At 67.6% G+C, this 26,822-nt stretch carries 21 protein-coding genes; 5 read left to right on the forward strand and 16 right to left on the reverse strand.

Annotated elements, in window-relative coordinates:
* From ACYVDA_RS20000 to ACYVDA_RS20055, 12 genes are all read right to left on the reverse strand, one after another.
* Window positions 1-1,569 (reverse strand): type IV secretory system conjugative DNA transfer family protein (locus ACYVDA_RS20000; protein WP_460820285.1); only part of this gene is annotated, 1,569 nt, incomplete at its 3' end.
* Entirely contained in the window at window positions 1,566-2,195 is a 630-nt protein-coding gene (locus tag ACYVDA_RS20005) for a hypothetical protein (RefSeq protein ID WP_460820286.1), read from the reverse strand. The genes ACYVDA_RS20000 and ACYVDA_RS20005, both read right to left, overlap by 4 nt.
* A gap of 57 nt (window positions 2,196-2,252) precedes the next feature.
* Complete coding sequence (locus ACYVDA_RS20010; protein ID WP_460820287.1) at window positions 2,253-4,592, reverse strand: peptidoglycan DD-metalloendopeptidase family protein; 2,340 nt, start codon at window positions 4,590-4,592, stop codon at window positions 2,253-2,255.
* Between the two features lie 10 nt (window positions 4,593-4,602).
* Complete coding sequence (locus ACYVDA_RS20015; protein ID WP_460820288.1) at window positions 4,603-6,186, reverse strand: ATP-binding protein; 1,584 nt, start codon at window positions 6,184-6,186, stop codon at window positions 4,603-4,605.
* Entirely contained in the window at window positions 6,186-7,700 is a 1,515-nt protein-coding gene (locus ACYVDA_RS20020; protein WP_460820290.1) for an SCO6880 family protein, read from the reverse strand. The genes ACYVDA_RS20015 and ACYVDA_RS20020 overlap by 1 nt, the downstream gene beginning before the upstream one ends.
* 71 nt (window positions 7,701-7,771) lie before the next feature.
* Window positions 7,772-9,631 (reverse strand): type IV secretion system protein, encoded by a 1,860-nt coding sequence (locus tag ACYVDA_RS20025; protein ID WP_460820292.1) that lies wholly within the window; start codon window positions 9,629-9,631, stop codon window positions 7,772-7,774.
* Entirely contained in the window at window positions 9,628-10,404 is a 777-nt protein-coding gene (locus tag ACYVDA_RS20030; protein WP_460820293.1) for a hypothetical protein, read from the reverse strand. The genes ACYVDA_RS20025 and ACYVDA_RS20030 overlap by 4 nt, the downstream gene beginning before the upstream one ends.
* 1 nt (window position 10,405) lies before the next feature.
* Window positions 10,406-11,254 (reverse strand): hypothetical protein, encoded by an 849-nt coding sequence (locus tag ACYVDA_RS20035; RefSeq protein ID WP_460820294.1) that lies wholly within the window; start codon window positions 11,252-11,254, stop codon window positions 10,406-10,408.
* Between the two features lie 70 nt (window positions 11,255-11,324).
* The gene (locus ACYVDA_RS20040) at window positions 11,325-11,621 is read right to left on the reverse strand and encodes a hypothetical protein (protein WP_460820295.1); all 297 of its coding nucleotides are present in this window, start codon (window positions 11,619-11,621) and stop codon (window positions 11,325-11,327) included.
* A gap of 8 nt (window positions 11,622-11,629) precedes the next feature.
* The gene (locus tag ACYVDA_RS20045) at window positions 11,630-12,568 is read right to left on the reverse strand and encodes a hypothetical protein (protein ID WP_460820297.1); all 939 of its coding nucleotides are present in this window, start codon (window positions 12,566-12,568) and stop codon (window positions 11,630-11,632) included.
* A gap of 231 nt (window positions 12,569-12,799) precedes the next feature.
* On the reverse strand, window positions 12,800-13,756 hold the full coding sequence (locus ACYVDA_RS20050; RefSeq protein WP_460820299.1) for a hypothetical protein: 957 nt from the start codon (window positions 13,754-13,756) through the stop codon (window positions 12,800-12,802).
* A 138-nt stretch (window positions 13,757-13,894) separates the two neighbouring features.
* Window positions 13,895-14,122: a hypothetical protein gene (locus ACYVDA_RS20055; RefSeq protein WP_460820300.1), complete on the reverse strand. Its 228-nt coding sequence runs from the start codon at window positions 14,120-14,122 to the stop codon at window positions 13,895-13,897.
* Window positions 14,123-14,836: 714 nt separating this feature from the next.
* Here ACYVDA_RS20055 and ACYVDA_RS20060 point away from each other — a divergent pair.
* The 3 genes from ACYVDA_RS20060 (at window position 14,837) to ACYVDA_RS20070 (ending at window position 21,322) form a co-directional block, all read left to right on the forward strand.
* A complete protein-coding gene (locus ACYVDA_RS20060) occupies window positions 14,837-19,669 on the forward strand; it encodes a DEAD/DEAH box helicase (RefSeq protein WP_460820301.1) in 4,833 nt (1,610 codons plus the stop codon).
* A 222-nt stretch (window positions 19,670-19,891) separates the two neighbouring features.
* Window positions 19,892-20,155 (forward strand): hypothetical protein, encoded by a 264-nt coding sequence (locus ACYVDA_RS20065; protein WP_460820303.1) that lies wholly within the window; start codon window positions 19,892-19,894, stop codon window positions 20,153-20,155.
* Between the two features lie 24 nt (window positions 20,156-20,179).
* On the forward strand, window positions 20,180-21,322 hold the full coding sequence (locus tag ACYVDA_RS20070) for a DUF4238 domain-containing protein (RefSeq protein WP_460820304.1): 1,143 nt from the start codon (window positions 20,180-20,182) through the stop codon (window positions 21,320-21,322).
* Window positions 21,323-21,567: 245 nt separating this feature from the next.
* Here ACYVDA_RS20070 and ACYVDA_RS20075 read toward each other — a convergent pair whose 3' ends face one another.
* The 4 genes from ACYVDA_RS20075 to ACYVDA_RS20090 are packed head-to-tail and all read right to left on the reverse strand — an operon-like array spanning window position 21,568 to window position 24,395.
* A complete protein-coding gene (locus tag ACYVDA_RS20075; protein WP_460820305.1) occupies window positions 21,568-23,025 on the reverse strand; it encodes a ThiF family adenylyltransferase in 1,458 nt (485 codons plus the stop codon).
* Window positions 22,986-23,576, reverse strand: coding sequence for a hypothetical protein (locus ACYVDA_RS20080; protein WP_460820306.1), 591 nt, complete (start codon window positions 23,574-23,576; stop codon window positions 22,986-22,988). Before ACYVDA_RS20080 ends, ACYVDA_RS20075 begins: the two co-directional genes overlap by 40 nt.
* The gene (locus tag ACYVDA_RS20085; protein ID WP_460820307.1) at window positions 23,560-24,075 is read right to left on the reverse strand and encodes a hypothetical protein; all 516 of its coding nucleotides are present in this window, start codon (window positions 24,073-24,075) and stop codon (window positions 23,560-23,562) included. Before ACYVDA_RS20085 ends, ACYVDA_RS20080 begins: the two co-directional genes overlap by 17 nt.
* A gap of 8 nt (window positions 24,076-24,083) precedes the next feature.
* Window positions 24,084-24,395, reverse strand: coding sequence for a hypothetical protein (locus ACYVDA_RS20090; RefSeq protein ID WP_460820309.1), 312 nt, complete (start codon window positions 24,393-24,395; stop codon window positions 24,084-24,086).
* 227 nt (window positions 24,396-24,622) lie between these two features.
* Here ACYVDA_RS20090 and ACYVDA_RS20095 point away from each other — a divergent pair, with 227 nt between their 5' ends.
* Both ACYVDA_RS20095 and ACYVDA_RS20100 read left to right on the forward strand, forming a co-directional pair.
* A complete protein-coding gene (locus tag ACYVDA_RS20095) occupies window positions 24,623-24,922 on the forward strand; it encodes a hypothetical protein (protein WP_460820310.1) in 300 nt (99 codons plus the stop codon).
* Complete coding sequence (locus ACYVDA_RS20100) at window positions 24,919-26,022, forward strand: helix-turn-helix domain-containing protein (protein ID WP_460820311.1); 1,104 nt, start codon at window positions 24,919-24,921, stop codon at window positions 26,020-26,022. The genes ACYVDA_RS20095 and ACYVDA_RS20100 overlap by 4 nt, the downstream gene beginning before the upstream one ends.
* The last annotated feature ends 800 nt before the right edge of the window (window positions 26,023-26,822 follow it).

Here is a 26,822-nt window from a genome sequence, read left to right on the forward strand (position 1 = left end):
GTCACGTCGCAGATCGACCGCCATCCGGATCGCTCGCTCACGGAGCTCGTCGGGGTACTTCCTCGGTGCTGCCATGACTCTCATCCTTCCGTGGAATGAGAGCCTCCATCGGACCCGGCACGCAACACGTCGGGCTTCGGCGTGCGCCGCTGCGGCACGGGCCTCGGGGGTGATGACCATCCGCCGCTGGTCGGTCAGGCGCGTCCGCAGTACCTGTTGCTCGCCGAGCAGGCGGGCACCGTCTTTGCCCTTGACGCAGCGGTGCAGCTTGGCGATGATCGGTCTACCGTTCTCGGCGATCACCAGCGCCTGGTGTTCGGGTAGCTGACGGACCTCCTCGGGGCGCATGATCGGAATGTCGTCACCCGAGTAGGACCGCCCGCCACCATGGCTCCCGCCGGTGTTGTGGGTGACCCGCTCCACCCGGACGGTCCCCAGGAGGTCACTGATCTCCTGGTTAAAGGCGACGTCCTTGGAGCCGCCGAACATCACCAATGCGTTGGTCAGTCCGAGCAGTGCCCGTGCCTCGTGTTCCCCGAAGATCGACGTGAGCTGGGGGCGGGTCTGCGCGGCCCAGATGAACGAGAGCCCAAGTGCTCGCTCGTTGGCCATTCGGGTTCGCAGCGTTGGCAGCGGCGCGGTAGAGGGCAGTTCGTCGAGCACGGAGACCAGTGGTGGGCACAGCCGCCCATCCCAGGGCGAGGCGTTGGCAAGGATCAAGCCCGTGTCCAGGACGTGCTCGGCGACGGCGGTCATCAGCGGGGAGGCGGAGGCGTAGGGGTCTTCGCGGCCCAGCAGGTAGATGGTGCCGCGGCGGCGGATGATGTCGGCCAGGTTGGTGCCGGAGTGGCCGGGTGGAGGGATGCAGCGGCGGCGTACGTCGCCTTGAAAGAACAGGCTCACGGCTTGCTGGACGGTGGTGATGGTGTTGCCGGCGGTGCGGTTGTCTCCATGCAGAGCCCCGTGCAGGAGGCCGTACCAGAAGGGCTCGGCGTGCGGGTGGCGGCGCAGGATCTCGACTGGCTCGGTCGCCACGGTGGGGTTGGCCACCCAGCGAAGCACGTCGTCGAGGGTCTTGCCGGTCAGGGCGGCGGCGTGGAAGTAGCCCTGGAGCACTTTGGCGGACTCGGCGGCGTAGAACCGGGCGGCGTCGTCACCGGTTCCTCCGTTGATCGCCCCCTTGACGGTCCCGGCGGTGAACGCCTTGGCGCGTCGCTCGGCGGTCTGGGGGTCCACACATCCGGCGATCGGGTCCCAGATCAACTCTGCTGTGATGCCTTCGGCCAGGCCGAACGGGTCGAGGACCACACAGGGCCTATCGTCGGTGGAGCGTTCGGTGAGGCTGAGTAGGAGGTCCTCGACCTTGGTCAGCGTTACCAACGCGGGACCGGGCGCACCGAGCAGCGCGGGCGTGAGCAGGTCGAGTGTCTTGCCGGTGCCCTGGGGGCCGATGACACCGGCGGTGCGATCCCAGGGCACCCACAGCTGTCCGCCGCGTGGCTCGTGGGCATCCCCGATGCGCCAGCCCACATCCCACGGATCCCACCTGTGCTTCATGGCCGCTCTCATTCCCGGATCCTCCTGCTCGAAGAGCGACGACCGGGCAGCGACCAGGGACTCCTGCCGTGACCAACAGCGCCGTCGGCATGAGTGTCGTGGCCGGCGGCGGCGGTGCGAGCCACTCGCCTGGAGGACATTGCGGTGGTGCGGCCGTGCAGATCGGGGCGGACGTGTGCGGTTACTTTGCGCAGCCGGGTGATGCCGAGCAGGGTCTCGGCCTCGGCGGCGGTGGCCATGCCCTTCATCCGGCCAGGTCCCCACCGCTGGTATCCCCAGGCACTGACCCAGCCGCACCAAGCCAGGAGCAGCAGCTCGGTCAGGAGCAGGCAGCCCCACAGCATCGGCGGTGCAGCGAGATCGCTCGCGGGTAGGGACGGAGACAGGCCCGCGCCGGCGTGCCCGGCGAACACACCGGGCAGGCTGCTCCAAAACGCGCTGCCCACGGGTGAGGGAAACGGACCGGTGGTGCTGTGTGTGTCGATGGCGGGCCAGGTCCAGCCGGCGCCAGCGACCAAGTTCGCCAACGACCGGCCCAACTGGGCACCGGCCGTGATGAGCAGGAGCACCCCGATCCCGATGCCCAGCGGGATCTCCCAGGTCCAGGGGTAGGGGTCACGTCGTCGCTCACGCTGCATCCGTATGCGCCTCCCATCCCTCTCGTTTACCAAGGTCGTTGCGGGCGGCCGCTGCGATCACGTCGACGCCTTCAATCCGGCGCGCGTGGTGAGGTGTTGGCGCAGCCAGATCGAGGGGTTGACGTTGTCGGGGCCGTGGATCGGGCCGCCCTTCTCGTGCACCTCGAAGTGCAGGTGGCATCCGGTCGCGTTGCCCTCGGCGCCGACCTCGCCGATCTGCTGTCCCGCTCGCACTTTCGCGCCGCGGGAGATGGCGACTTTGCGCATGTGGGCGTACCAAGTGGTCAGCGCACCTGGGCCGGTGTGGATCTTCACCAACCAGCGGCCGGCCCACGCCTGGGTGGTGTCGACCTCCACGATTCCCGTGTTGACGGCGTAGACGGGGGTGCCGCACGGCACCGCAAAGTCGGTGCCGGTGTGCCAGGAACCCCAGTGCGAACCAGCGTGATGCCAGTTGTGTTCATCCGTGCCCAACAGCTTGGCCGGCAGTGGTGCGGCGATCTCGTCGCAGCCACCATTGATGGCGGTGACGGATCGGACGCTGGCCCCGGGTCTGACGTTGATGTGGACGTGGTCGCGGTAGTTCTCCGTCGCGCTCCCCCGGTCCGCCATGGGCCGCCACCCCTCCGCCGAGCGGCGGGTCGACCCGATCCGTTGCTGCCAGATGATGTAGTCGATGCCGAGCGCACCGGCATGGGCACGGGCATAGGTGGCCAGCGCGTCGCCTTGGCGTCTACCGGCTGCACTGAGCCCGACCATGAAGTCGGCGGCAAACCCCGAGGGATGGCCACCGGGGTCACGGGCGGACGCCCGGTACCCAACGACGGTCTTGATGTCGAACATCGGGGCCACGACGTCGACGAGCTTGGCGAGCTCGGGCTTGACCGGCCCCAGGTGATAGTTGCCCGTGTCATGGCTTGGCTGAGCCGCGCAGCCGGCGCTGCTGGCAGCGGTAGTGGCGATCACCAGTGGGTGGTCGCTGACCCTCGTGCCTTGGGTGCTGCGCTCAACCCGGGCGCTGGCCCAAGTGAGGTTTCCGCCGTAGATGTGGTCAATTGGCGCATCCCCCTTGGGTCTCCGGCACTGTGCGGGCGACGCGCCGAAAGCATTGGCCAAGACGGGTGCAAGCACACACTGAGCGGCGGCGCGGCCATCATCGCCGTCGTTGAAGTCCCCCATCAGCACCGTCGGCGAGCCGGTCGAGATGACCCGGCGCATGACGGCCATCTCCCGGTGCAGCGCCACCTTCCGGTACCCGAGTGCATGCCCGTAGACGTCGGCGGGGTTGTGGATGCTCCACACCCAGATCGACTGGCCGGTAGTCGTGGAGGTGAGCTGCACCATCGGCATCGGCGTCTCACGACCACCGAAGTACGGGATCTTGACCATCCGCTGGTTGCTGGCCCTCCAAGTGCTGCGGTCCCAGATCACGACGTTCTGGGTGCTGCTGTCGGCCGGGTACATCCCCCATTGCTGGGAGTAGCGGGTCGCGAGCGCACGCCCCTGAAGTGGGTGGACCTCTTGGAGGGCTGCGATGCTGACGCCAGCGTTCGCCAAGGTGCTCATCACCCGCGGGAGCCGGTTCGCCCAACCTGCGAATCCTCGTCGGCGGTTGGGCCCTGAGGTGTGGCTGGCGCCGAGCAGGTTCAGAGTGCCGATCGTGATGGCCGCGACGTCCCCGGTCTGGCACTGCATCGTGTCGCTGGCGTTGCTAGTCGACGTGGCGGCGGGAAGGTCCCCGCCGAGGATGTCGGCGATCTCCCCGGCGACCGCTTCCCATTTGGCGTACGCCCCGCGCAGGTCCGCGCGGGGTCGCTGGACGTTGGCGGCGGCTTCGGTCAACGGCATGTTCTCCCAGCCGGGGATGTCCAGCAGGCCCAGGTTGGAGGTGTGCTGGGCGCGGCCGAAGAACGCCCGCGCGGCGAGCACCGGGGTGGTGACCTGGGCGCGGGTCCCCCACCCGGTCGAGGGCCGCTGTTGGAACAAGCCTCCGGAGTCGGCGTCACCGCCGGCGTGGTTGGTCAGCTTGGACTCCTGGATGGAGGTTGCGATCGCGATCTGCAGGCCGCGGCGGGGCACGCCGAGGTCGCGAGCGACCTGGGCAATGGTGGTGGCGTTGCGGGCCTGCACAACGGTCAGGGTCGGGTAGCCCTCGGCGAACCGGACTCGCATCAACCGACCGACCACGTCCTGGGAGGCGTCTCCGGATGCGTCACTGGGCGGGGTGTCGGAGACCCGAGTCATTGAGGCCGGGATTGAGACCGTGTCGGTTGATGCTGGCGTGGTGGTGTTGCAGGCGGCGGCGTCGGTGCTCATCGTCACGACGAGGGCGGCGATCAGTGGCACTGTCAACAGGATCGTCAGCAGCGGGGCGAGAAGCAGAAGCCCTTTCTTCACCGGGTGTTCCTCAGCCTGCGGCCTCAAGGGCCTCGTTGGTGTAGTACATGCGCCTCTCAAGGGGGTGCAGCACGGTTTGGACTTTGTAGGTGGCATCACCTACCGCCCACACGGCCCGGCCCTTATCCTGCATCGCCCACCCGGTGACCAGGTTCTGTGCGATCGGGCCCAGTCCGAGCATGGAGTCGAGCTCGCGGGCCACCCCTGGTTTCTGTCCGCCGAGGATCTTGATGTCGGCGAGCTCGAGGAGGTCCTTGGCGATCATCGCGGCCTGGGAGCCGGCGTCGCCGACCGAGAGCAGGTCCGAGGGCTTGTGCAGGTTGGCGAACTGGATGTCGCCGCCCCCTCGGGCCATGCCACGTGAAAGCCGCAGGTCGGCGTCGAAGCTCATCACGGCCGAGACACCCAGGCGCATCTGCTTCCAGACCTCGTCCCGGACCACGATCCGCAGGTCGCCTGGTTCGGCGATCTCCCGCAGTCCGCGGCCCCAGGAGTTCAGGCACAACAGCGCGATCCCGATCGCCTCATCCCCCAGCGGCTCCAGGCGCGACAGGCTCAGCGACTGGATCGAGGCCCGCCAGTCGATCTCGATGTTCGTATGGGCATCGAACAGCCCGGCCAGGGTGCCGGTGACGAGCTGACCGAGTGCGTTGCGCAGCAGCCTGGTCTCGTCGAGGAAGTGGCGGCCCGACTTGTATTGGCAGGCCTTGATCAGGTCGATGGTGGGGTGGTGCAGCAGGTGCCACAGCTGCGGGATGGTGGTCTCGGTGAGGTCGCTGCTCGCGGCGTCGTAGCCAGTGAGGATCGCCAAGGCGTTGCGGACCACGTCGGCCTCGTTCGGTCCGAACGGCACGTGCTCGTGGCCGATCTTCATGCTGCCCACCAGGCCGCGAACCAAGGTGAGCCAGCGGCCGAAGATGATCGAGGCACGCCGCTGCGCCTCCTGCGCCCCCAGCCGAGACCAACCGTGCCCCAGCGGCCCCTTGGCCAGCGGGTTGATCCGGGTCGACATGCCGGGACCGATGACGAACGGCTCGACGCCGTGGGCACGACACGAAGCTTCGTACTCGTCCTTGGGGTCGCCCAGCACCAGGGTGCGGTAGCCGAACGGCATCATCCGGGTGCAGAACGCCTTGGTTGTTCCACTCTTGCCCAGGCCGGGTTTGGCGAACTGGAAGATGTTCGGGTTGGTGACCGGCACCTGATCGTCGAGCACCCAGCCGAACGGGTCGAGGTAAAACGACCCGCCCGAGAGCTGGTCGATCCCCATCTGGGCCCCGGTGGGCGGCAGTGCGGGTGCGGAGATGAACGGCCAGAACACCGGCGCCTGATCGCTGGTCATGCGCCACGCCATCACCGGAGCCTGGGCCGGCACCCAGCCGCTCCCCGCACGGGTCGCGCCGCGGCGCGGCGCGTGCCGCCACATCCGTGGCTCCGCTATCGCTGGGACCGGGCGTGGGGTGGTGGGCAGGTCGTGGCCGAAGTCCGAGAGCAGCCGCGCCATGTCGCGCCCGTTCTGACTGCGACCAGACCAATGGCCAAGCCGGCGGCCAGCCCCGCGGCCAGGACGCTGTCGGGACTGGGTGCCGCTCATCAGGCGTCTCCTGTCCGGGTGAGGCTGATGCCGAGCGGGACGGTGGAGGCCGCGAACGCTGTGTCCTGGGAGAGGTCGAGTCGCAGCGGTGAGAATCCAGCACGGCGGACCGATGCGTCGAGGCGGCGGCCGAACTCGGTGGTGCGCATGGTCTTGGGCACCGTGACCGTGCACACCGCATAGGCGCGGGTCAGGGCGTTGCCTCGGGCGAGCTTGGCGTCCAGTGCGCGTGCCTTCTGCGCGTTCTCGCGCTGGCGGGCGCGGGTCTTGCGCTGGAGCTTCTCGTTCATCCCCTCCGAGAGGTCGGCTGCCCATTCGGCGTTGCCGGAGTGCCGGTCGGCTTTCGTCTGGGACACGATCGGGAACGCGACGACGAAGGAGCGCCGCTCCCCTGGCTCGGTCGGGGTGAGGATCGGTGCTAGGGCACCCATCACCGCTCCTCGGTTGGGAAGCTTGATCGTGGCCGAGATCGAGTTCCAGGCGTCGTGGCTGTAGTGCCGCACGGCGGTGTCCGCGCCTGAAGGGCCGGCCATCGCCCACGGGATGTCGGGGTTCAACCCCGGGTCCTTCTCGGCCAGGGCGAGTGCCTCGACGATCCCGGCTCGATCCCCTGGGGCGAAGCCGGTGCGGCAGGCCAGCGCGAGTTCGGGGCTGGAGAGCCAGCGCACCGAGGTCATGCCCAGCGGCCCGCGCAGCTGGGCCTCGATCTCGCCCATCAGCAAGTACAGCTCGCGGCAGCGGCCCTCGAACCCGCCGCCGGACTCCTTGGCTGACTTCGCGATCCTTGTCTCGGGGATCACCATGGTGACGAACTGTTCGGTGCGCACCGAGGCTCTGGTGAGCCCGAGGGCGAGGTCGGTGTTGATCTGGTCGGCCAGTAACGGGGCATCGTGTCGGCGATGTCGCTGCACCCACAGATCACGTTCCGCGCCGTCCTCGGGCACGGTACGGACCATGATCAAGATCTCGTCGATCTTCTCGGTGCGCCCGGCGACGTCGAGCAGCCCGGCCAGGGCCTCGCCGTACCGGTCACGGGAGGCGCCGTCGTCCATGCCGATGCCCGGGTGCACCACCGAGGCGGTCACCGCCCACGTCTTGGTGGCGTGGTGTTGGATCACCGCGACCCTGCGCAGCGGGGAACCGTGCGGTGGTCCGTCGTGGATCTGAATGCCCTGCAGTGCACCGGGCAGGTCCGGGTCCTCCAACTCCGTCTCATCGGCCAACTGACCGCGGGAGGCCTTGGCGCGAAACGAAGTCCACCTGGCCAGCCCACCGACGGCGTAACCCGTCGTGGCGAACATCCACCCGGTGGCCGAGCGGCCGCGGACCGGGACAACGGCGACCACGAACACTAGAACCCAGAGGCCGGCGAACAGCAGTGCCGCGAGCCACGCCTGTTTGCTGATCGCCCACATCGCCGGGAGGGTGGCCAACGCCACCAGTGCCAGCTGCGGACCAGATAGTCCGAAGAACCAGCCGATCCGATCCTTCTGGTAGTCCGCGTAGGTGGTCATGATGTGGTCCCTTTCTCCATCGGGCTGCGGGTCTTGGTTGCTCTGGGTTCGCTGAACTGAGGATGTTGTGGTCAGGCGACAGGCGGCACGGCCGCACCGCCACCAGCACCACCGCCAGCACCACCGCCAACAGCGCCCGCGCCACCGGCACCTCCGCTGGCTGCTTCTCCGGGGGCGAAGCCGCCTTGGCCGGACCGTGCGGCTGCTGCCGCGCCGTGCGGTTCAGCGGTAAACGTGGCGAGGGCGGGTGGCGACGGCGCAGTCGGATCACCGCCACGACCCCTGCCACCACCGCGGCCACCGCTGGTGTCACTCGCCTCGGCGTTGTCGCTGTCGTGGGTCTCGTCCGGGTGGCGGCCCGGACCCTGGCTGGTCTGGTCGCTTTGGTTGCGCATGGCGGAGAAGTCCGGTCCGTAGGTGCTGTGCCCCACTCCGGCCTGGTTGGTCTGGTCGGTGAGCAACCCGGCTGCCCTGGCGCCCATCGAGGTGACCATCCCCATCCCGGCACCGGCTGATCCCCGTGCGCCGAGCAAGCCCTGGGTGGAGCGGGTGAATCGGTCTCCGGTTGAAGATTCGGCGTTGGACTCCCCGGCGGAGCGGCCGTCGCCGTCGCTCGTCGAGGCGGCATTCGAGCCGGATGCTGCGCTGCCGCTACCGGTGAGCAGCCCTTGGAGGCCGCCGGCGGCGTCGATGCCTTGTCTAAACGAGCTGCCCGAGGGAGTTCCGGGGTCGACGAACGCAAGCAGTTTGAACAGCGCCAGAGGCGCGACGACGCTGACCAGGATCAGCATCACCGCCGGCAGCGCGGTGCCGATGCTCTTCTGGGCGCCGTCAGCCAGGCGCGCGGCGACCCCGTCGACCATCTGCACGCCGATGCCGAGCACGATGACCATCAGCACCGGGGTGAACGCGGCGGCGTGGAACCACCGCAGGCTCTTCCAAAACCAGGAGCGGGTGGCCTCCGCGACGAGCCCTGAGGCCGCCAGGGGCCCGGTGGCGGTCAGCACCAGCAGCGACGCGGCACGGGCCAGGTAGACCAGGATGTGGCCGATTGCGGCGATCCACAGGAACAGGCCCAGGAAGGCGAGCACGGTGGCGACCGTGCCGTCGGTGATGTCTTCGGTTCCCATACCGCCCAACGGGGCCCAGTCGGGCCAGGTGCTGACGCCGAGCAGCGCTTTCATCAGCGCCCGGGTCAGTGCGCCGCAGGCCGCCACGATGAGGGTGCAGTATCCGAACCAGCAAGCGCACACTACGACGAACTGGCCGGCGCCGATGAGGGCTCGGGCCAGGCCCTTGCTCTCGCGCTTGACGGCCGCGGCGCCGAGCTGCACCAACGTCAGGATCAACACCAATGCCCCGGCGAGCCACAGAGTGAAGCCGTAGACGTCCTTGCCAGGACCGTCGGCGCGCAGGTCCGGGATCAGGAACATCTCCGAGAAGGTCAGCACGATCCGCAGGATGAACAGCCCCGAGTTCCAGATCGCCACCATCGCGGCGGTCCATGCGTCGGCTGCGGCCTTGGCGACCGCCTCCCCCAGCCCGTCGAGGGGGTTGGAGATCCCGCCCAAGCCCGGGATGCCTGCACTGAACAGCTTGGCGTGGTCGGCCGCTCCCGGGACGCCCGGCAGTCCGCGAGCCGCTGATCCGGGCAGACCGGGGAGGCCGCCGAGGACGTCTGCGCCGCTATTGAGTATATCGCCACCGCGGTCGAGGATCGCGCCGCCCGCGCGGCAGGCAAGATCTGGCCCTAGGCAGTCGTCGGCCAGGCGCGAAGCCGGACGGGGCTGCATGCTCGCCGAAGCAGACCCGGTGTGGGCTGCGGCGTTGGCCGAGGCGGCGGGCAGGAGCGCTACTGCGGCGCCGAGCAGCACGGCGAGGATGACCGCGGCAAGAACGAGACGGGTGCTGGGACGGGCGGGCCTGGTCACGGCTGCTCCGGGTTGAGCTGGATCCAGCCCTCGGACTCGAACTGGTCGGTGCCCGGTGCCGCGGGCCTGGGGCGGTCGGTATCGAGGACCTTGCGGACCTCGGCGCTCGTGCCCTCGGTGATTCTCCAGTCGCCCCCCGATTTGGTCTGGAGCCACTTCACCAACTGGGTGCCGGCAAAGAAGCCGTCCTTGGACCTCCCGTCCGTGGTCGTCAGGGAGATGTAGGACAGCAGCGTGACCGCGTAGTACTCGGTGTCGAGCTGTTGCAGGTGGTAGGCCACCGGGGTGACGGCATAGGACGCGGGCGCCGGGGGGCCGCCGTCGGCTAGGACTCCGGCGGCCCGGCGCCGTTCGGCCACAGCGAGGCGAGCCCGCTGCTCGAAGACTGCGGCCTCCCCGGCGGCGGCGTAGGTTCTCACCGCCGTGATCGCGGTGTCGTAGTCGAACCCGACCTGGGCGCGCGAGACAGCGACCTGGGTCGCGACCGCGCCCAGGTCGGTGTCGGGGAATCCGGTAGCCAGGTCGTTGATCTGCTCGGCGCCCTCCGGTAGCAGCACGCCGCCCTTGGGTGCGGTCCGCGGCGACTCCTGCTTGCCCGCCGACCGACGACTGGACACGGCGGCGCTGGCCAGGGTCTTGTGACGTGAGCCCGCAGAGGGATCGCCCGAAGGGTTGCCGAGTCGAGCGAGCATCCACACGGCTGCAGCGGCAACCAGGGCCAGTGTTATCACGATGGCGGTGCGGGACCGCAGCGGCTGGGAGGAGGGGTCCATGTCAGGGCGCTCCCCCCGTGCTGGTGGAGGTGTTGGTGGAGGTGTCGGTCTGCCAGGTCTTCCAGCCGGCCTTGACCGCGAGCCGAGAGCCGGGCCAGGTGGCCGGGGCCGCGGCCGGTGGTCTGCCGGGAGCGACCATCCAGCGGCCGCCGACCCACTGCATCCGTTCGCAGTCTCCCCAGCCGGCTTGGGCCTCGGAGCGGTAGGTGGCGCTGACCTTCATCAGCACGCAGACGACTGCCCAGTCGGGCCCGTCGGTGCCCTTGGCCAGCGAAGCGGCCGGTTCCACGGTGACCACAACGTCAAGCCCAACAGCATTGCCCAGGCCGCTGCTGGTCAAGAAACTGTTCACCGTGGTGGCCGTCCACCAGTCCCTAGCGGCTACTCCCCCAGGCAGTGCCCAGGCGGAGTAGACCTCGCGTGCGGTCTGCGAGCTCATCGAGGACAAGACGGCGATGTCGATCTGGGCCAGCTGCCCGATCGCACCCTCGGGGGTGTGCGGGAACCCAGTGGCAACCAGCGCGGGACCGGTCATCCCAGTGCCGGCAGGAACCTCGATGGCGTCGCCCTTCGTAGAGGAGGCGTCGGTGGGCTGGGCCGCGGAGTCGGGTACTGAGAGCATCGGTCGGGCCGCAATCTCGTCGCGACGTGCGGTGCCGTGGGCGGGACTGGTTCGGGTGGCGCCGCTGGTGGTGACTGCACGGGGGGCGTCGTGGGGGCTGGCGTCGTCTGCGCCCACCCGGGCCATCCCCAAGTAGATCGCGTAGCCGAAGCTGATAGTCAGCACCAGGGCGGTCACTGCCGCTCCGCTCAGCACACCGAGCAGGCGGCTCCGGCTCCACTCGTGCACGTCGGCTGCCTTTGCGGTGCCCGGTGACTGACCGCTCCGGGATTGCGGCGCTGGTGTACCCATCACGGGCTCAGATGCAGCCGTTGCCGAGGATGCTGCCGAGCATTCCCGGCAGGACCAGGTAGGCGACGGCGCATGAGAACACGACGACCAGCGAGATGACACCGACCTTGGAGGCGTGCGGGAGAGAGAAGATCCGGCCGGCGATGATCGCGCCGATCCCGATGATCAGTGCGAGCCCGAACAGGAGGATCACACCCCATAAGACGTAGCTGGTGATCTCGTTGGTGGGTCCCACTGCGCCCGGGGGTGCCTTGGGACATACCTTCGCGGCCCACACGAAGGTGTGTCCGGTGGTTGTGGTCATGGCGTCCATCACGGTTCTGTTCCTTCGTTATCGGTCGGTGCGCGGTCGCTGCGGTACTGGGGCGTGGGCAACAGTCGGCAGGCGGCGTCGACAACTCGGGCAGGGAGTGGTCGGGAGTCCAAGCCGAAGGCGGCCAGGTCCGGGAGCTCGGGTATCTCGACGTAGTTGCCGGTATCCAGGATTCGCCGTACGCCGGGGCCGCCGGCGTGCTCGACACTGCGGTGCCACTTCTTGCGTCGCGGCCCGATGACGGCGACTTTGATCTGCTTCAGGTCGCGCCTGCCGGAGAGCAGGTCCAGGACTCCCTCGAGCCGGCGTACACCCGGTGCGGTGGCCCGGGTGGTCAGCACCAAATGGTCGGTGGTTCGCACCGTTCCAGCGATCCAGGAGTCGGTGATCAGCAGTTGTCCCGCCTCCCAGCCGGCGTCCAGGATCGTCAAGCAGGAAGTCATCGCTTCGTCCCGATCCGCTTCAGCGTGCCGCGAAGTGGGCAGCTGTACGAACGGGACCGGGTGAGGGACGACATGCGGGCCGGCAAGCAGCTCGCTGGTGCGTTCGAGCTGAACGTGTCCGCGGCGCCCCTGCACCCAGCCTCCGCCCGGGTGCAGGCCGAGTTCGGCGGTGCTCGCCGCGACCAGACCGGAGGCGGTCACCGAGCCGCACTCGACGACCCGTACCGGGGCCACAGCCGAGAGCGCCATGGCCAGCGCGACCGTGGTTGCGCCGCTCGAACCGGCACAGCCGAGCACTACCAGGAGCTCTTCCTGCGGTTCCGGTACCCACGTGTCTGCCCCCCGGGTGTCGTCGCGGCGGTCGTCGTGGGCTCGGCAACTCGGGCCGCGGAAGTCACCGGCCCGCACCGCATGCCAAGCGCGCTTGAGTTCCTCGACATCCACTGGTGCGGCCAGATGGTGGGTCCCGGGCGCGGTGATCGCTGGGGCGCTCACCGGGAGCCCCGCAGGCGGTCCGGGCGCCGAGCGAGCGCCCCACCGCCTTCGAACGCACTCAGGGTGGCGAGCTCGAATTTTGCCGGTGCGGCCCCGCTCAGATCCACCACGCACCCAGAGAGCTTCGTGATCGCCCCCCGCTCGCCCGCACCAATCCCGCGGCTCTCGTCGTCCCGAGTCATAGGTCCCACCACATGCGGACGACGAGGCCGGTGGACACCTTGCACGCGATTACGACTCATCGCCGACCACCTCCGGATCGGCCGCTACTGCGGCAGCCAGCGCTCGCACGCAACGAGCGGCGTGGCGACGCACGGTGGCCTCACCCCGGCCGACCCGACCGCCCACCCGCTGCGAGAGTCGCGTCGCCAGCAACCCGCCGAACTCGCCGCGGTCGATCAGCTGGTCGCTGATCTGCTCGGCCTCCTCGACCAGGCACAACAGAAGGTGCCGGTCCGCGGCGCTAATCACCTCGCGCACCAGCGCCCACTCCAACACCTCCAGTAGTTCGACGTCGGCCGACTGCTCCTGGTCCGGCTCGGAGATGAGCAGGGCTGGGTTCTTGCACCCGAATGACGCTGCAATGACGCTCTGGTGGTCGGGAGTGAACGCCCGTCCGACACCGCCATAGTCACCGCAGGCAAGCCCCTCGGCTGGGTGTGTCAGCGCCCAGGTGCGGTCATTGCGGTCGGCCACCTGACCGAGCTCTCGGAGAGTCCCGATCCTTGTCTCTGTGACGATGTTGCCCGCAACCTTCGTTAGCCGGCGCCACGGGAAACTGCGCACCTGGATCCACAACTCCGCCGCCACGACCTGGTTGAACAACTCGCTCGGGGACACCGAGTCGACCGGCTGCAAGTCCCGCATGACACGTCTCGCGGGGGTGTCGACCAGCCACCCGCTGATCCGCCCTGCAAGTCGAGCGGCACCAGGCAGCAGACACTTGGCCAGCGCAGCGGCGGCCGTCAGGTCGTCGCCCCCGTCGGGTGCGGCAAGCATCGCTAGCGCTAAAAGCACCCGGTCGGCCTCCTCATGTGACGCCGAGTCCAGCCAGCCGCGGAGGTCGTCGAACTTCTCCACCACGCCCAGGCGGGGCTCGACCGCTGCCCACTCCGGCCAGCGCCGGTGTGCCTGCTGAAGCAGCTCGCCGTCCTCTTCTAGCCCCAGCTGGGCTGCCACGGTCCACATCGCGGTTCTCCTCTCGTCCCGTGCCTAAGCACGAGCCGAAAGTGCCGCGGAGCCGTACCGCAGTACGGGCGTACCACCCTTAATATGTGGGGGCGGTACGCCCTATCTTCCGAAGGAGATATTGTGCGTCTCCGCAGTTCACAGGGGCAGTACGACTGCCGTACCCCAACTCGCGGCCGGCACGGCGCCGGCGGAGTTGTTCAAGATGATCGCGACCGCCCAGGTGATCTTGGACCCGCGGACCTGCTCCGCAGGCCGCCGTTTCAGATCGATCAGCGCTGCGACCTTGAGGACTCCTTCGACGGCACTGCCGGTTACGATCCGCCGCATTCGAGGGCTGAGGTCCTGCCAGTGCTTCTTGGCCATGTCACTCCTTCTCGGACGTTGCGGTCGAGGTGCGCAACCCATCCCGGGCACGCGGCCGAGTTTGCCACTGGCCAGCGGGTCGTGCCGCCCGGTCAGGCCTTGCGGACGGGGTCGGTCGCCTGCTGCCAGAGCGCCTTCCAGCATCTGGTGAGGCAGCTCATGGCGGGGCCAGCCCCGAGGAGAGCAAGGCAGGCCGCAGTGGGTCCGCTCATATGCGACCAGCGAACGTCTTCGTGGTGCCGACTCGCGGTGGTATGGCGTGTCCCGTTCGGTCGACTTCCGCGTCCCGGGTATGCGGAGCCCTGGCAACGGCCAAGCCGACCACGGCGGCCAAGTCGCACGGAGCTGCGAGTGCTCGCTCGAGGGGTGTAGGGGCATCGGGAACCTCTCGAGGACTTGCCAGGCTGGGTCCGGCCCCAGTAGTCCCGAGCGTGGGTACCGCCGCCCGTTCACCGGGGCGGCGTCGAATCACCCGGCTGGCGCCAAAGGGCCTCCGCACCTCGTCAGGTTTGGGAGGCCAGCGCGGAGGTGCGGGCCGGTCTCGATCAGCCGCGCACGAAACACCGATCTGGACGATCCCAGCAGGCGGTCCCGCGCAAACTTGAGGGCATGCAACTAGAACCCGGTGCCGTGGTTGTTGCACCTCTGGTGGCCCAGGAAATGCTTCACGCGCTTCCGTCACAGCCTCTGGAGACGTAAGGCACAATCGCGGTCATGTCGGTGACGATCCACGAAGTTCTCGGAGAGCTTCGGGCCTCGGCTCTCCATGAGCGCGACAAGGGGGACAAGTTCGAGCGGCTGGTGCAGTCGTTCCTGCGTACAGACCCGGAGTGGACCGCGAAGTTCGACGGCGTCTGGACCTGGACCGAGTGGCCCGAGCGTGGCACTCGCACCGACACCGGCATCGACCTCGTCGCCAAGGTGCGCGACACCGACACGTTTGCGGCCATCCAGTGCAAGTTCTACGACGAGCACCGCTCCGTAGCCAAGGGGGACATCGACTCCTTCCTCTCCGCCTCGTCCAAGGCCCAGTTCAGTGCCCGCTACATCTTCGACACCGCCAAGGGCTGGTCGAAGAATGCTGACGAGACGCTGGAGGGCCAGCTGGTTCCGGTTCAACGGGTTGACATCGGCTATCTCGAGGACGCGCGGATCGACTGGTCGGGGTACTCGTGGTCAACCCCCGAGGTTCTTCCCACCATCGGTCCCAAGACGCTGCGGCCACACCAGTCGAGGGCGTTGAACGACGTACGCCGCGGCCTGGCCACGACCGACCGCGGTCGGCTCGTCATGGCCTGCGGCACCGGCAAGACCTTCACCTCACTCCGCATCGCGGAGGACCTGGTCGGCGAAGGTGGCTCCGTCCTGTTCCTGGTGCCGAGCATCCAGTTGATGAGCCAGAGCCTGCGCGAGTGGATGGTCAACCGGGAGGTCGACATCCGCCCGTTCGCGGTGTGTTCCGACGTGCGGGTCGGGCGTCAGTCCTCCGACGACGCCGACCTCTCATCCGTCGACCTGACCGAGCCCGCCACCACCGACGCCGCGACGCTGGCCTCTCGGATGACGCCGGGCAGGCACTCCGCGCCACGCATGAACGTCGTCTTTGCGACCTACCAGTCCATCGGCGTCGTCGCTGAGGCCCAGCGGCTCGGGGTCGGCGCCTTCGACCTGGTGATCTGTGACGAGGCGCACCGAACCACCGGGGTGACGCTGGCCGGACAGGACGAGTCGCACTTCGTGAGGGTGCACGACGGGGACTATCTCAAGGCCGCCCAGCGGCTGTACATGACCGCGACACCCCGGGTCTTCGGCGACGCTGTCCGCAAGAAGGCGACCGACGCCGAAGCGGTGCTCGCCGACATGGGCGACGAGACGATCTTCGGTCCCGAGCTACACCGCCTCGGGTTCGGCGACGCCGTCGACGCCGACCTGCTCACGGACTACAAGGTCCTGGTCCTCTCCGTGGATGAGTCCTACGTCGCCGAGCACTTCCAGACGGCTATGGCCCAGTCGGGGGAGATCGCGCTCGGTGACGCCGCCAAGATCATTGGCTGCTGGAACGGGCTACGCAAGCACTTCGGACCGGGCGACGCCGCCGGTGACGACATCGCCCCGATGCGCCGGGCAGTGGCGTTCGCGAAGGACATCAAGGCGTCGCAGTTGGCCGCCGGGTCGTTCCCGGTGATGGTGGACCGGGCCCGCCAGGACGAGACCGACGCACACGACGACCTGCGCGTCGAAGCTGCACACGTTGACGGCACCATGGGCATCCACGAGCGCAACACCCACCTCGCCTGGCTCAAGGACGAGCCGCCGGCTGACACCTGCCGGATCCTCACCAACGCGCGCTGCCTCTCAGAGGGCGTTGATGTGCCCGCACTGGACGCCGTCCTCTTCCTCACGCCCCGCGGGTCTCAGGTAGACGTGGTCCAGTCCGTCGGGCGCGTGATGCGCAAGGCCCCTGGCAAGCAGCTGGGCTACATCGTGCTTCCCATCGTTGTGCCCTCTGGCGTCGCTCCGGAGGACGCGCTGCGCGACAACGAGCGCTACAAGGTCGTATGGCAGGTCCTACAGGCGCTGCGCTCCCACGATGAGCGCTTCCACGCCATGATTAACCAGATCGAGCTCAACAATCGCAAGCCCGACCGCCTGCGGATTATCGACGTCACCCCGCGACCGGACCGGCTCGAGGAGCCGGCCGACCCGGACAGCGCGCAGCCCGCCCTCGACTACGGCTTCGATGGCTTCCGCGACGCCATGTACGCGCGCATCGTCCAGAAGGTAGGCGAGCGGAAGTACTGGGAGACCTGGGCGAAGGACGTCGCCGAGATCGCCCAAGCGCACATCATCCGTATCAACGGCCTCCTCATGGACCCTGGGTCCGCGCCAGCGCAGGAGTTCGAGGCGTTCCTCGCGGGCCTCCGCGGCAACCTCAACGAGGGCATCACCCGCGACCAGGCAATCGAGATGCTGGCCCAGCACCTCATCACCCGTCCGATCTTCGACGTGCTGTTCGACGACTTCGACTTCACCGCACACAACCCCGTGGCGCGGACCATGGAGCTGATGCTCGTCTTGTTGGACAAGCACAACCTCGCTGCTGAGCAGTCCAAGCTCGACCGCTTCTACGCCTCAGTACGACGCCGTGCGGACGGCCTCGACAACGCCCACGCCAAGCAGCGCGTCATCGTCGAGCTCTACGACAGGTTCTTCGCCACCGCCTTCTCACGCACCGTCGAGCGGCTCGGAATCGTCTACACGCCCATCGAGATCGTCGACTTCATCCTCAACTCAGCTGACGAGGTGCTCCGCGCCGAGTTCGGCCAGGGACTCACCGACCGTGGAGTCCACGTTCTTGACGGGTTTGCGGGCACCGGGACCTTCTTGACCCGCCTCTTGATGTCTGACCTGATCGAGCCACACGACCTGGCGAGGAAGTACGCGTACGAGCTCCACGCCAACGAGATGGTGCTGTTGGCCTACTACATCGCCGCGATCAACATCGAAACCCTCTATGCCGATGTGCGCCGCGAACTCGCCCCTGTGCTTGGCGAAGAACACGACGACAACGGCGAGGTCCTCCCGACCTATGACCCCTTCCCCGGTCTCGTGCTGACCGACACGTTCCAGTCCTACGAGGACGGCGACCGCGACGACCTCGACATCTTCCCCGAGAACAACGAGCGCATCGCCCGCCAGCGAGCCCTACCCATTACGGTCATCGTCGGAAATCCGCCCTACTCAGTCGGCCAGGACTCAGCCAACGACGACAACGCCAACCAGGCGTACCCGACCATCGACGCGGCCATCCGAGAGACATACGCCGCCCGCTCGACCGCGACGAACAAGAACTCGCTCTACGACTCCTACATCCGCGCCATCAAGTGGGCCTCCCTGCGGATCCAGGACCGCGGCCTCATCGCCTTCGTCACCAACGGCGGGTGGCTGGACGGCAACACCGCAGACGGCATGCGGCTCATCCTCGCCGAGGAGTTCACGGCCATCCACGTGCTCAACCTGCGAGGGAACCAGCGCACCGCAGGCGAACAGAGCCGTAGAGAGGGCGGCAAAGTTTTCGGCGGAGGTTCACGCGCCACGGTCGCAGTCACCCTAATGGTCAAGAACCCTGCAGCCACCGGACCGACCACGGTCCTCTACACCGACATCGGGGACTTCCTCACCCGCGCGGAGAAGCTTGCCAAGGTCGCGGACGCCGGGGCGATGGGTGGCCTCGAGTCCGTGGTGCTGACCCCGAACGCCCAAGGGGACTGGCTCAACCAGCGGGCGGAGGACTTCGAGGCGTTCATGCCTGTAGGCGACAAGAGCCAGCCGGGAGTCTTCGCGCTCTACTCTGGTGGCCTCAAGACCAACCGAGACGCGTGGTGCTACAACGCGAGCCGTGAGGCCCTGTCCACCAACATGCGGACTCTGATTGTGGCCTACAACGAGGGGGTCACCTTCGGTCGCCGTGTCGGCGATGAGACCCGCATCAGCTGGAATCGAAGCCTCATCGCTGACCACGACCGGGGACGTGTGCACGCGTTCCGACCGGACGCCCAACGCGTCTCCGTCTACCGACCGTTCACCAAGCAGGTTGCCTACTTCGACCGCGCCCTCAACGACATGGTGTATCGACTGCCGGCTTTGTTCCCGTCTCCGAAGCACTCGAACGTCGGCTTCTACGTATGCAACCCGGGATCCATGGCTCCGCCGTTCATGACCCTAATGGTGACCGAAGTGATCGACAACGGAGCGACTGGCTCGAGCGGTGCCAACATGTTTCCTCGCTGGACGTGGGAACCTGTGGCTCAGGAAGGCACCCTTGACCTGGACCAAGGCATCCACGCTGAGGTGGTCGACGGGTACCGCCGAGTTGACAACGTCACGGACGACGCCCTCCAGCGCTGGCAGGCGGCCTACGGACCCACGTGGACCAAGGACGACGTGTTCTTCTACGCCTACGGGATTTTGCACTCCTCCGACTACCGCGAGCGCTACGCGGCCGACCTGAGGAAGATGCTGCCGCGCATCCCCTTGGTCAATGCGGCCACGGACGCGCGTATGTTCGCCAGCGCTGGGAGGGCGCTGAGTGACCTGCACATCGCCTACGAGTCCGTAACGGCGTACCCGATAGAAGGCCTCGACCCGAAGGCCACCGGGGACCCCTACGACTTTTTCGCCGTGTCGGCGAAGAAGATGAGCTTCGGTAAGCCGGCGGCGGAGCAGAAGGCAGGTGGCCAGCGAGTCGACCGCTCGGTGATCCACTACAACGACCGGATCACCCTCAGCGGCATCCCCGAAGATGCGTACCGCTACATGCTCGGGTCACGGTCTGCCATCGAGTGGATCATCGACCGTTACTACGTGAAGACCGAAAAGGCTTCGGGCATCGTCAACGACCCCAACGACTGGAGCAGGGAGGTCGGCGACCCGCGGTACATCCTGGACCTGCTCGCCCGCGTTGTGACCGTCAGCGTGGAGACCATGCGGATCGTCGACGCCCTGCCGGAGCTTGTCATCGCCGAGGATCAAGGATCGCCTTTGTGATGGCCGGCCCCAACGTCCGTACAGCCCCTGCCCAGATGAGGTCTTCTAATGGTCCTGCCGTCGATCAGCCGACATTCGTCGTGGTGAGCTCGACCGATAGATGAGCCGGTTAGGGTCGACCCGCCCGAGACGGGATGTACGTAGCTCGCGGTGGAATGACCCACGTCGGTCATCGCGGGCCGTTTGCAAGTCGTGGTGGTTGGATGGCCTAGCGTCGTGGCCATGACTTACGAGGAGGCAGCCGAGCGGCGCTACCGCGATGCGATCGGACGGGCGCGCGAGGCGGTTGCCCGCCGTGAAGCGGCGATTCCACGTTCCAAAGACTTCAAGCACGTAACTGCGAAGGTGCCGGACATCCTGATCGCAGAGCAGGACGATGGCCTCACGCTGCAGGGGGTGCGCGACTTCCTGCGCGCCTACGACGGGGAAGGCTTTAAGGTCACCGGCTATGGCGACGAGCTGGAGATCTCCTTCGGTGACGCCTGAGCTGCTGCTCAGAACGCGCTTATCGTGACGCGTCGGATCCGGCGCCAACACACGGTGTCGCAGTTCTATCTGAAGGGCTTTGCTAATGACGGCGGCAGGCTCTCGCGACAGGAGCTGGATGACGGGCCGCTGGTAACTATGTCGACCGCTGATGCGTCGGTCATCAAAGACTTCTACACACTTGAGCTGCCTGACGGGACCCAATCAGACATGTTCGAGCGATTCTTCGGCCAGTTCGAGGGAGCCGCTGCTGAGGCGTTGCGCGCCGTAACAGCCGGGACTTGGCCGCTGCCCCCGGAGCCGCGCCGCGAGTTGGCCGCGTGGATCGCACTGCAGTACCTGCGCGCGCAGGAGGTGCGGAGTGGGCAGGGCGCCCTGACGGCGTTCCACATCCGCCTGGTTGTGGGCGCCTCTGGCAAAGCGGCCCTGCGGAGCCTCATCGAATCGCGCGCGGGCGCGCCGATCAGCGACGAGGCTCTGGACTGGGAATGGCGGGATCTAACCCAGGAGGGTGGCCCCGACCTGGAGCCGGACATGGCCGAGCACATGAGGTTGCTGGTCGACCTGCTTCCGGGGCTGACGGCACACCTGAGTGATTGGCATTGGAGCTTGCTCAGATTTGAACGACGATCGCTTGGGACGAGTGACCATCCGGTATGTCTGGTCGCGGCCGAGGACCATCCCCCATGGAGCGGGGTCGGTATAGCAACTGCCGGCATGTTCTACATGCCGCTGACCCGCCGGCTGGGAGTCACGATCCAGCCTCGTGATCGGTTTCCGGCCACGAAGGAGCCTATTCCGGACTTTGTTCACCCAGGTACGACGAAGAGCGCCCAGAGTTTGAATCAGGAAGCCGCTCGATCCGCCCGCCGCTACCTCTTTTTTCACCCAGACGACCGGCCCTTCGACGCACCCGTCGTGTTGCCGCGAGCGCAGGCCCACGGCTGGAGCGACAAAGGTGCCGAACGGCTCATCTCGGAAGAAGGTCTCTACGGGCCGTATGAGCCGACGGATGTGCGTCCGCTGACTGATGAACTGGCTTGGCCGAACCTTCCGGGACGGTCGGGTGCGGCAGATGCGGCGGACAGCGGCGTCACGATTCACGATTTGCCATGGCCGATTCCTGGACGGCTTGGAGTCCGACCTGGCCGCGATGAACTGGCTTGAGCAAGCACCAGTTGTGGCCGGGCCTGTCGCTCGGTCCGCGTCACGCGCGGGTGCATCGGACCACGCCGACAGGCGGGGAAGTGACGCATGTCGTGCCCGCGCACATCGCGTCATGTGCGGACGGCGGCTGCGTAGGAGAGGACGCCTATCTGTTGCTTGCCTGGGCTCGACGACATCACCAACCCTCCCTTCAGTCCCGGCGGTCGGCTGTCGTGCCCGCATAGCGGGACCTTCGTGCCCTGCTTTCACTCCCAGATCCGTCTCCACATCCCCGGCAGTACGCCTCGCGACCCGCAGGCAGGGCACCCAGGATCTGCGGCTGATGGTTGCGGCCCCTGAAGGCGTCCGCCCGGCCGGAGGAGCTGCGCCTTCGCGACTATCGGAGCGCCAAGAGGGGGGTGCTGGGCCCGGATCGCAGTCCCGGCGAGCAGGACGCCGGAGAGGGCGGAGACGAACCCGACCGAAAAGGTGGCGGGCCCGTCCTGCCGGAGGGCGGGTAGGACGGTGGCGTCGAGCTCGCCGCAGCCGGGAGCGGATGCCCAAGTGAGAAGCTCCCCGGCGGTTCGGCCGGCTTGGACGGCCAGGTCTTCGAGTTCCTCCGCCGTGGCGGCGAGCACCCTGGCCTTGACGTCCCGGTCCGGCTCCACCGGTTCAGGCGGGTTGCCGCAGCGCAGGCAAGGACCGGGTCGGCCGAATGTGTTGGTCTGGACTCGCAGGTTGAAGGTGCTGCCGGCGAGCACGGTTCGCGGCACGAGCTGGTTGATCGCTTCGCGGGCGCGGTTGGTGTCCACCGCGCTGACGAGGGTGCGGACAGGGGCGCTGCAGAAGGCCCGCTCGGCCCGCTCGGCCGTGACCAGCAGGGCTGCGTGGGGCTGACCGACGTCGCGGGTGACGGCGTTGGCGATGTCGGCCTTGAGGTGGCCGAGGTGGTCACGGACGAATAGCAGGCAGCGGTTGAGGTTGGTGAGGTCGACGTGGTCGTAGTCGGCGGCGCGGAGGATTCCCGTGGCGCCGGGATGGGTGAGGGCGGTGAGGGCGAAGGCGTTGCCGACGGCGCCCATGCCAGCGAGGACCAGGTCGTCGAGGCGGAGGGCGGCGCGGCTGGGGCCGGGGGTCGGCGTGGCGTCGGTGAGGTTGCTGAGCCGGAGGGTCCAGGCGTCGTGCCAGACGCTGCTGTCACCGGGCTCGGAAAGTCGGACCTGGCGGAACAGGGCGGCCGCGGCGTGGCAGGCGCCGATGAGCGAGCCGATGAGCAGGGTCGGCTGGTCGAGGCCCAGGTGAGGGGCTTCGCCTGGGGTGCGGACGCCGCCGGCCCAGTTGTCTGCGATGACCTCGAGTTCTGCGGCGGACCTGCCCGGCCCGACCCGGACCGTGATGGCGTCCAGGGGTGCCGTGTCGAGGAGGACGGCCGGGACGCCGCAGATCGCGGCGGAGCGGGCGACAAGGGCGGGCCCGAAAGCCTCGCCGACTGCGACGCCTGGCAGGGCGATGACAGCGGTCGTGTCGCCGGTGACGATCCCTAGCGTCGAGGCGTGCCCAAGCCCGCGGCCGACGAGCTCGCAAAGTAGCCACGTCGCCGCCTGCCATGCGGGCGTGGCGGCGGCTGACGTCTCGAGGATGACGGCGACCGGGGGCTGCTTACCGGGCGGGAGCAGCGTCCCGTTCAGCGTCGACGCGTGACGTGCGCCCAGATCGTCGCCCACGGTCCCCACCTCCTCCGGCCTCGCGAAGAACCCGTATCGGGCTGCCCAGCGGGGCGATTGACCCCAGTCGGGCGGGTGTCGACGGTGGCGGGGATGAGCCGGATGAACGCCTCGGCGTCGGCCTGGCTGAGCTGACGCCACCCGTGGCCGTCGTGGACGTGGACGGTGCCGTCGGTAGGGGACGGGTCACCGGCGGCGTGCCAGGGCAGGACGATGGAGACGGCGCCGGCCTTGCGGCTGTAGGCGCTCTCGTCATCGGTGGGGCTGTGGTGCGTGTCGTGCCCGGGGTGGGTGTGGACCTGGGCGAGGCGGACCAGGCCGTGGCGGCGCAGGTGCGCGCCGGCGCGCGACATCTCCTCGGCGCTGACGGTGAAGTGCCCGGCGCTCTGCACGGCGTACGGGACGGTGACAGTAGTGACGATCCCCACGCCGAGGCTCGTGCCGTCGCCGGTGCGGAGGCCGTCGAGGTAGGCGACGCGCTCCACGCCCGGCCGGCTCGTGGCCAGCATCGTCAGCATCTGCTTCCAGGTCGCGTCAGAGAGGGTCAGCACCGGAGGGTCCCTGGTAGTACGGCGCGGTCAGCACGTGATGCAGCCGGGTTAGGGTCGCGGCGACGGTGTGCTTGCCCTGCTGCCAGCGCTGGCCGGGCCCGGGGCTGTGGCCGCTGTAGTAGTAGTCGCGGCTGTGGCTGAAGCACACGAGCTGCCCGGGCCGGGTTCCGTTCTCAAAGGGGTAGGAGTGGTGCAGCGCGAACTCGAACGGTGGCGTGCCCTCGAACCGTGGCCACCAGCGACTGATGCTGGTCGGCTGCTGCCCGTATGGGTCAGGCAGGACGAACAGGACGCGTGGCGGCTCGACGTCGTAGGTGGCGAACTCGAGGTCGACGACGTAGGGGTCGGCCTGCCCGTCGGCGCGGACGCCGAGTGCGTCGACGCGCAGCTGCACGTCGTCGACCCACGTGGTGCTCCACCCCCACTCGGACAGCCGCGGGGCCAGCACCTGAAGGTGCGCTTCCGCGGCTGCCCGGGCGAGCGCGTGCGTCGGGATCATCGTCGCCGTCACAGGGTGGCGCCGCCGGTCGGGCCGGAGATCAGCCAGACGAGGACACCGCCGTGCGCGAGGTACGCCGCCACGGTGTGGTGCGCCCCGGCGGTGATCAGCGTGCCGGTGCCGTCGGCCTTGATCTGGTCGCCCTCGGCGGGGGTCCGCTTCACAGCCGCGTACGCGTCGGCGATGGCGTCGGCGAGGCTGGAGCCGCGCTTGACCGTGAAGGTGCCCGACGCGCCGTCGTCCTCGTCGTGGATGGTGAACGTGACGTCCCCGCCGTGGTCGGGCTTGTCATCGGCCTTGCCGTTCGTGGTCATGTTCATGCCGCTGGTGCTCCTTCGCTCGGTGGCTCCCGAGGTGGGTTGACCGCTATATCCACCCGGTGAGCCCGGACTTGATTCTAAGAGTAGCATGGTGTGCATCACCCATGGGGTGTAAACGTGCGTACGAGTAAATTACCGCGTGTCGGTGATAGGGATCGGCCGCCGGCCCGCTAGCGTCCTTGCTCGTAGACACGTCATCAGCCCATGGGCGATGGAGAATGGACAACGTGGAGCGGGAGTACCTGGACGGGGACTTGAGCCGTCTCGTTGACGACGCCGCATTTCGTCCGGACGGATGGAGCCACATTGAGGCGAAGGAATACCGCCGCCTCAGCTACTGCGCACGGGCCGCGAAGACCCACACGGATCTTCGGAACCTGCGCATGCTGCGGATCGAGCCGCACAGCGACGACCCCGCGAAGGCGCGGGCCACGTTGAGCTCGGGCCGCATGATCGGACTGAACTGCAAGAGCGCCGAGGGCCCTGTGGTCTTCGAGCTCCTTCCTCCCGAGAGGGACACGCCGTGAAAACCACCTCTCCGCATGACCCGCTGCCGATCGACCAAGACCCGGTCGGAAAGCTACTCGCCGATGAGCTCGATGCCCGTGACTGGTCGCAGGGTGACTTCGCGGTGATCCTCGGACGGCCAACCCAGTTCGTCTCCGAGATCATCAACGGCAAGAAGGAGATCACGCGGGAATCCGCTGCCCAGATTGCGGCGGCGCTCGGCACCAGCGCTGAACTGTGGCTCAACCTGCAGGACCAGTTTCTGCTGGCAAAGCAGGCAAAAGACGAAGGGACGCAGACCCGCCTTAGCGAGGTCCGCATCCGAGCCTTAATCAGCAAGCACGCCCCCGTCGAACTGCTCCGCAAGCGTCGGATTCTCACCGCCACTAACCTGGATGATCTCGCGAAGCAGGTCATGGAGCTGTATGAGCTCGCTTCCCTCGAAGACGAACCGGCGTTCCTTGTCGCCGCCCGCCGCGCGAACAAGCACGAAGACCTGAGCGTCCTGCAGACCACCTGGTTCGCCTGTGTCCGCCGACAGGCGCGACGGCAACCGCCGCCAAAGCCCTACAACGACAAGAAGCTCAGGAACTTGGCCCGGAGTTTGTCGCAGACCCTGCACACACCGGAGGACTTCAAGGGACTTCCGGATCGGTTCCGCGAGGCCGGCGTGCGTCTGGTCTTCGTCGACGCTTTCCCGTCAGCGAAGATCGACGGCGGGGCCATGTACGTCGACGGCTTTCCGGTGATCGGGCTCTCTGGGCGAGGCAAGCGCCTGGACAAGGTCTTATTCACACTGCTGCACGAGATCGGTCACATTCTGAAGGGGCACGTTGACGAACAGCACTACATCGTCGAGGAGATCGTCGAGCCGCACGTCGGGCACGGCGGTCAGGAGTCCGAGGCTGACGACATAGCTGGCGAACTGCTGTTTCCGTCCGCGTTCCCGCAGGTCCCAGCCAGGGTCGGCGGACCGTGGGTCGACGATGTCGCCGACCAACTCGGCGTCGCCCGCATCGTCGTCATTGGCCACCTGCAGCACAAACGCCGACTGGATTGGCGAACCACGCTGGCGAAAAATGCACCAGTAGTGGGCGACGCACTCGAGACGTGGAAGTGAACGCTGTTGACTGCGGCTGCCCGTCGTGGTGATCTCCGGCCGCTCGGGTGTCTGTTCAGAGCTCTGTGCGGTGGAAGGTGCGGCACCGCTACTACCGCATAGATGCTCTTGTAGTACTCATTCGCTAACTTTAACGGCTCGCGCAGGAGCTGGTCCATTGCACGATCCCGGCTGAAGACGCTCGTAGGCAGGTTGTCCATGGCCAATGCGGACCTACGAGGTTCGAGCTTTCTCATTGATGATGGAGCTAACGCAGTTGAGGGCGTCCCAGTTCACCAAGCTCCGAGGGCCTTGCGTCCAGGCGGCGGGTGGCCACCCTCGGGGGGCGTCACTTTGTAGCCCATGCTGACGAGTTGCTTGGCTGCATCCTCAGGCAACGCGCGGCATGCAGTTCGGGTCTGCACACGACGCCATTCAGCCCGCTCACGTTCCACCGCTTCCCGCCACGTGTCGAGCGCATCAAATCCGCAATCGACAACAAGAAACTGGACCACGTCCTCGAGGTTTGGTCGAAAGCGCGATCCGCCCGTAGGCAGGTGAAGCGCTGACATGTTGTGGGGCCTGCTGTGGCCAGCCTGAGACAACAGATGCGAGAGCGCTCCGCGTTCAGCGTGGACCTGGATGTGGGAATGTGGCACCCAATCGGCTTCGTACAAGTACTCAAAGCGGAAGATGGGTCTGCCCCGAGTTTGGTTGACACCTGAGCGGTGAGGATCTGTCCTCGCTGGAAGGATGTCCCCGTGGCAAAGCCCTATCCCAAGGAGTACCGCGACGATGTCGTGGCCGTGGCCCGCAAGGGC

This window comes from Nocardioides korecus, from assembly GCF_054778395.1.

Excerpts from the sequence above, each read along its gene's own strand:
- ACYVDA_RS20005 (WP_460820286.1), bottom strand. The coding sequence starts at position 2,195 with ATGCAGCGTGAGCGACGACGTGACCCCTACCCCTGGACCTGGGAGATC.
- ACYVDA_RS20015 (WP_460820288.1), bottom strand. The coding sequence starts at position 6,186 with ATGAGCGGCACCCAGTCCCGACAGCGTCCTGGCCGCGGGGCTGGCCGC.
- ACYVDA_RS20020 (WP_460820290.1), bottom strand. The coding sequence starts at position 7,700 with ATGACCACCTACGCGGACTACCAGAAGGATCGGATCGGCTGGTTCTTC.
- ACYVDA_RS20030 (WP_460820293.1), bottom strand. The coding sequence starts at position 10,404 with ATGGACCCCTCCTCCCAGCCGCTGCGGTCCCGCACCGCCATCGTGATA.
- ACYVDA_RS20040 (WP_460820295.1), bottom strand. The coding sequence starts at position 11,621 with ATGACCACAACCACCGGACACACCTTCGTGTGGGCCGCGAAGGTATGT.
- ACYVDA_RS20050 (WP_460820299.1), bottom strand. The coding sequence starts at position 13,756 with ATGTGGACCGTGGCAGCCCAGCTGGGGCTAGAAGAGGACGGCGAGCTG.
- ACYVDA_RS20055 (WP_460820300.1), bottom strand. The coding sequence starts at position 14,122 with ATGGCCAAGAAGCACTGGCAGGACCTCAGCCCTCGAATGCGGCGGATC.
- ACYVDA_RS20060 (WP_460820301.1), top strand. The coding sequence starts at position 14,837 with ATGTCGGTGACGATCCACGAAGTTCTCGGAGAGCTTCGGGCCTCGGCT.
- ACYVDA_RS20065 (WP_460820303.1), top strand. The coding sequence starts at position 19,892 with ATGACTTACGAGGAGGCAGCCGAGCGGCGCTACCGCGATGCGATCGGA.
- ACYVDA_RS20085 (WP_460820307.1), bottom strand. The coding sequence starts at position 24,075 with ATGATCCCGACGCACGCGCTCGCCCGGGCAGCCGCGGAAGCGCACCTT.
- ACYVDA_RS20090 (WP_460820309.1), bottom strand. The coding sequence starts at position 24,395 with ATGAACATGACCACGAACGGCAAGGCCGATGACAAGCCCGACCACGGC.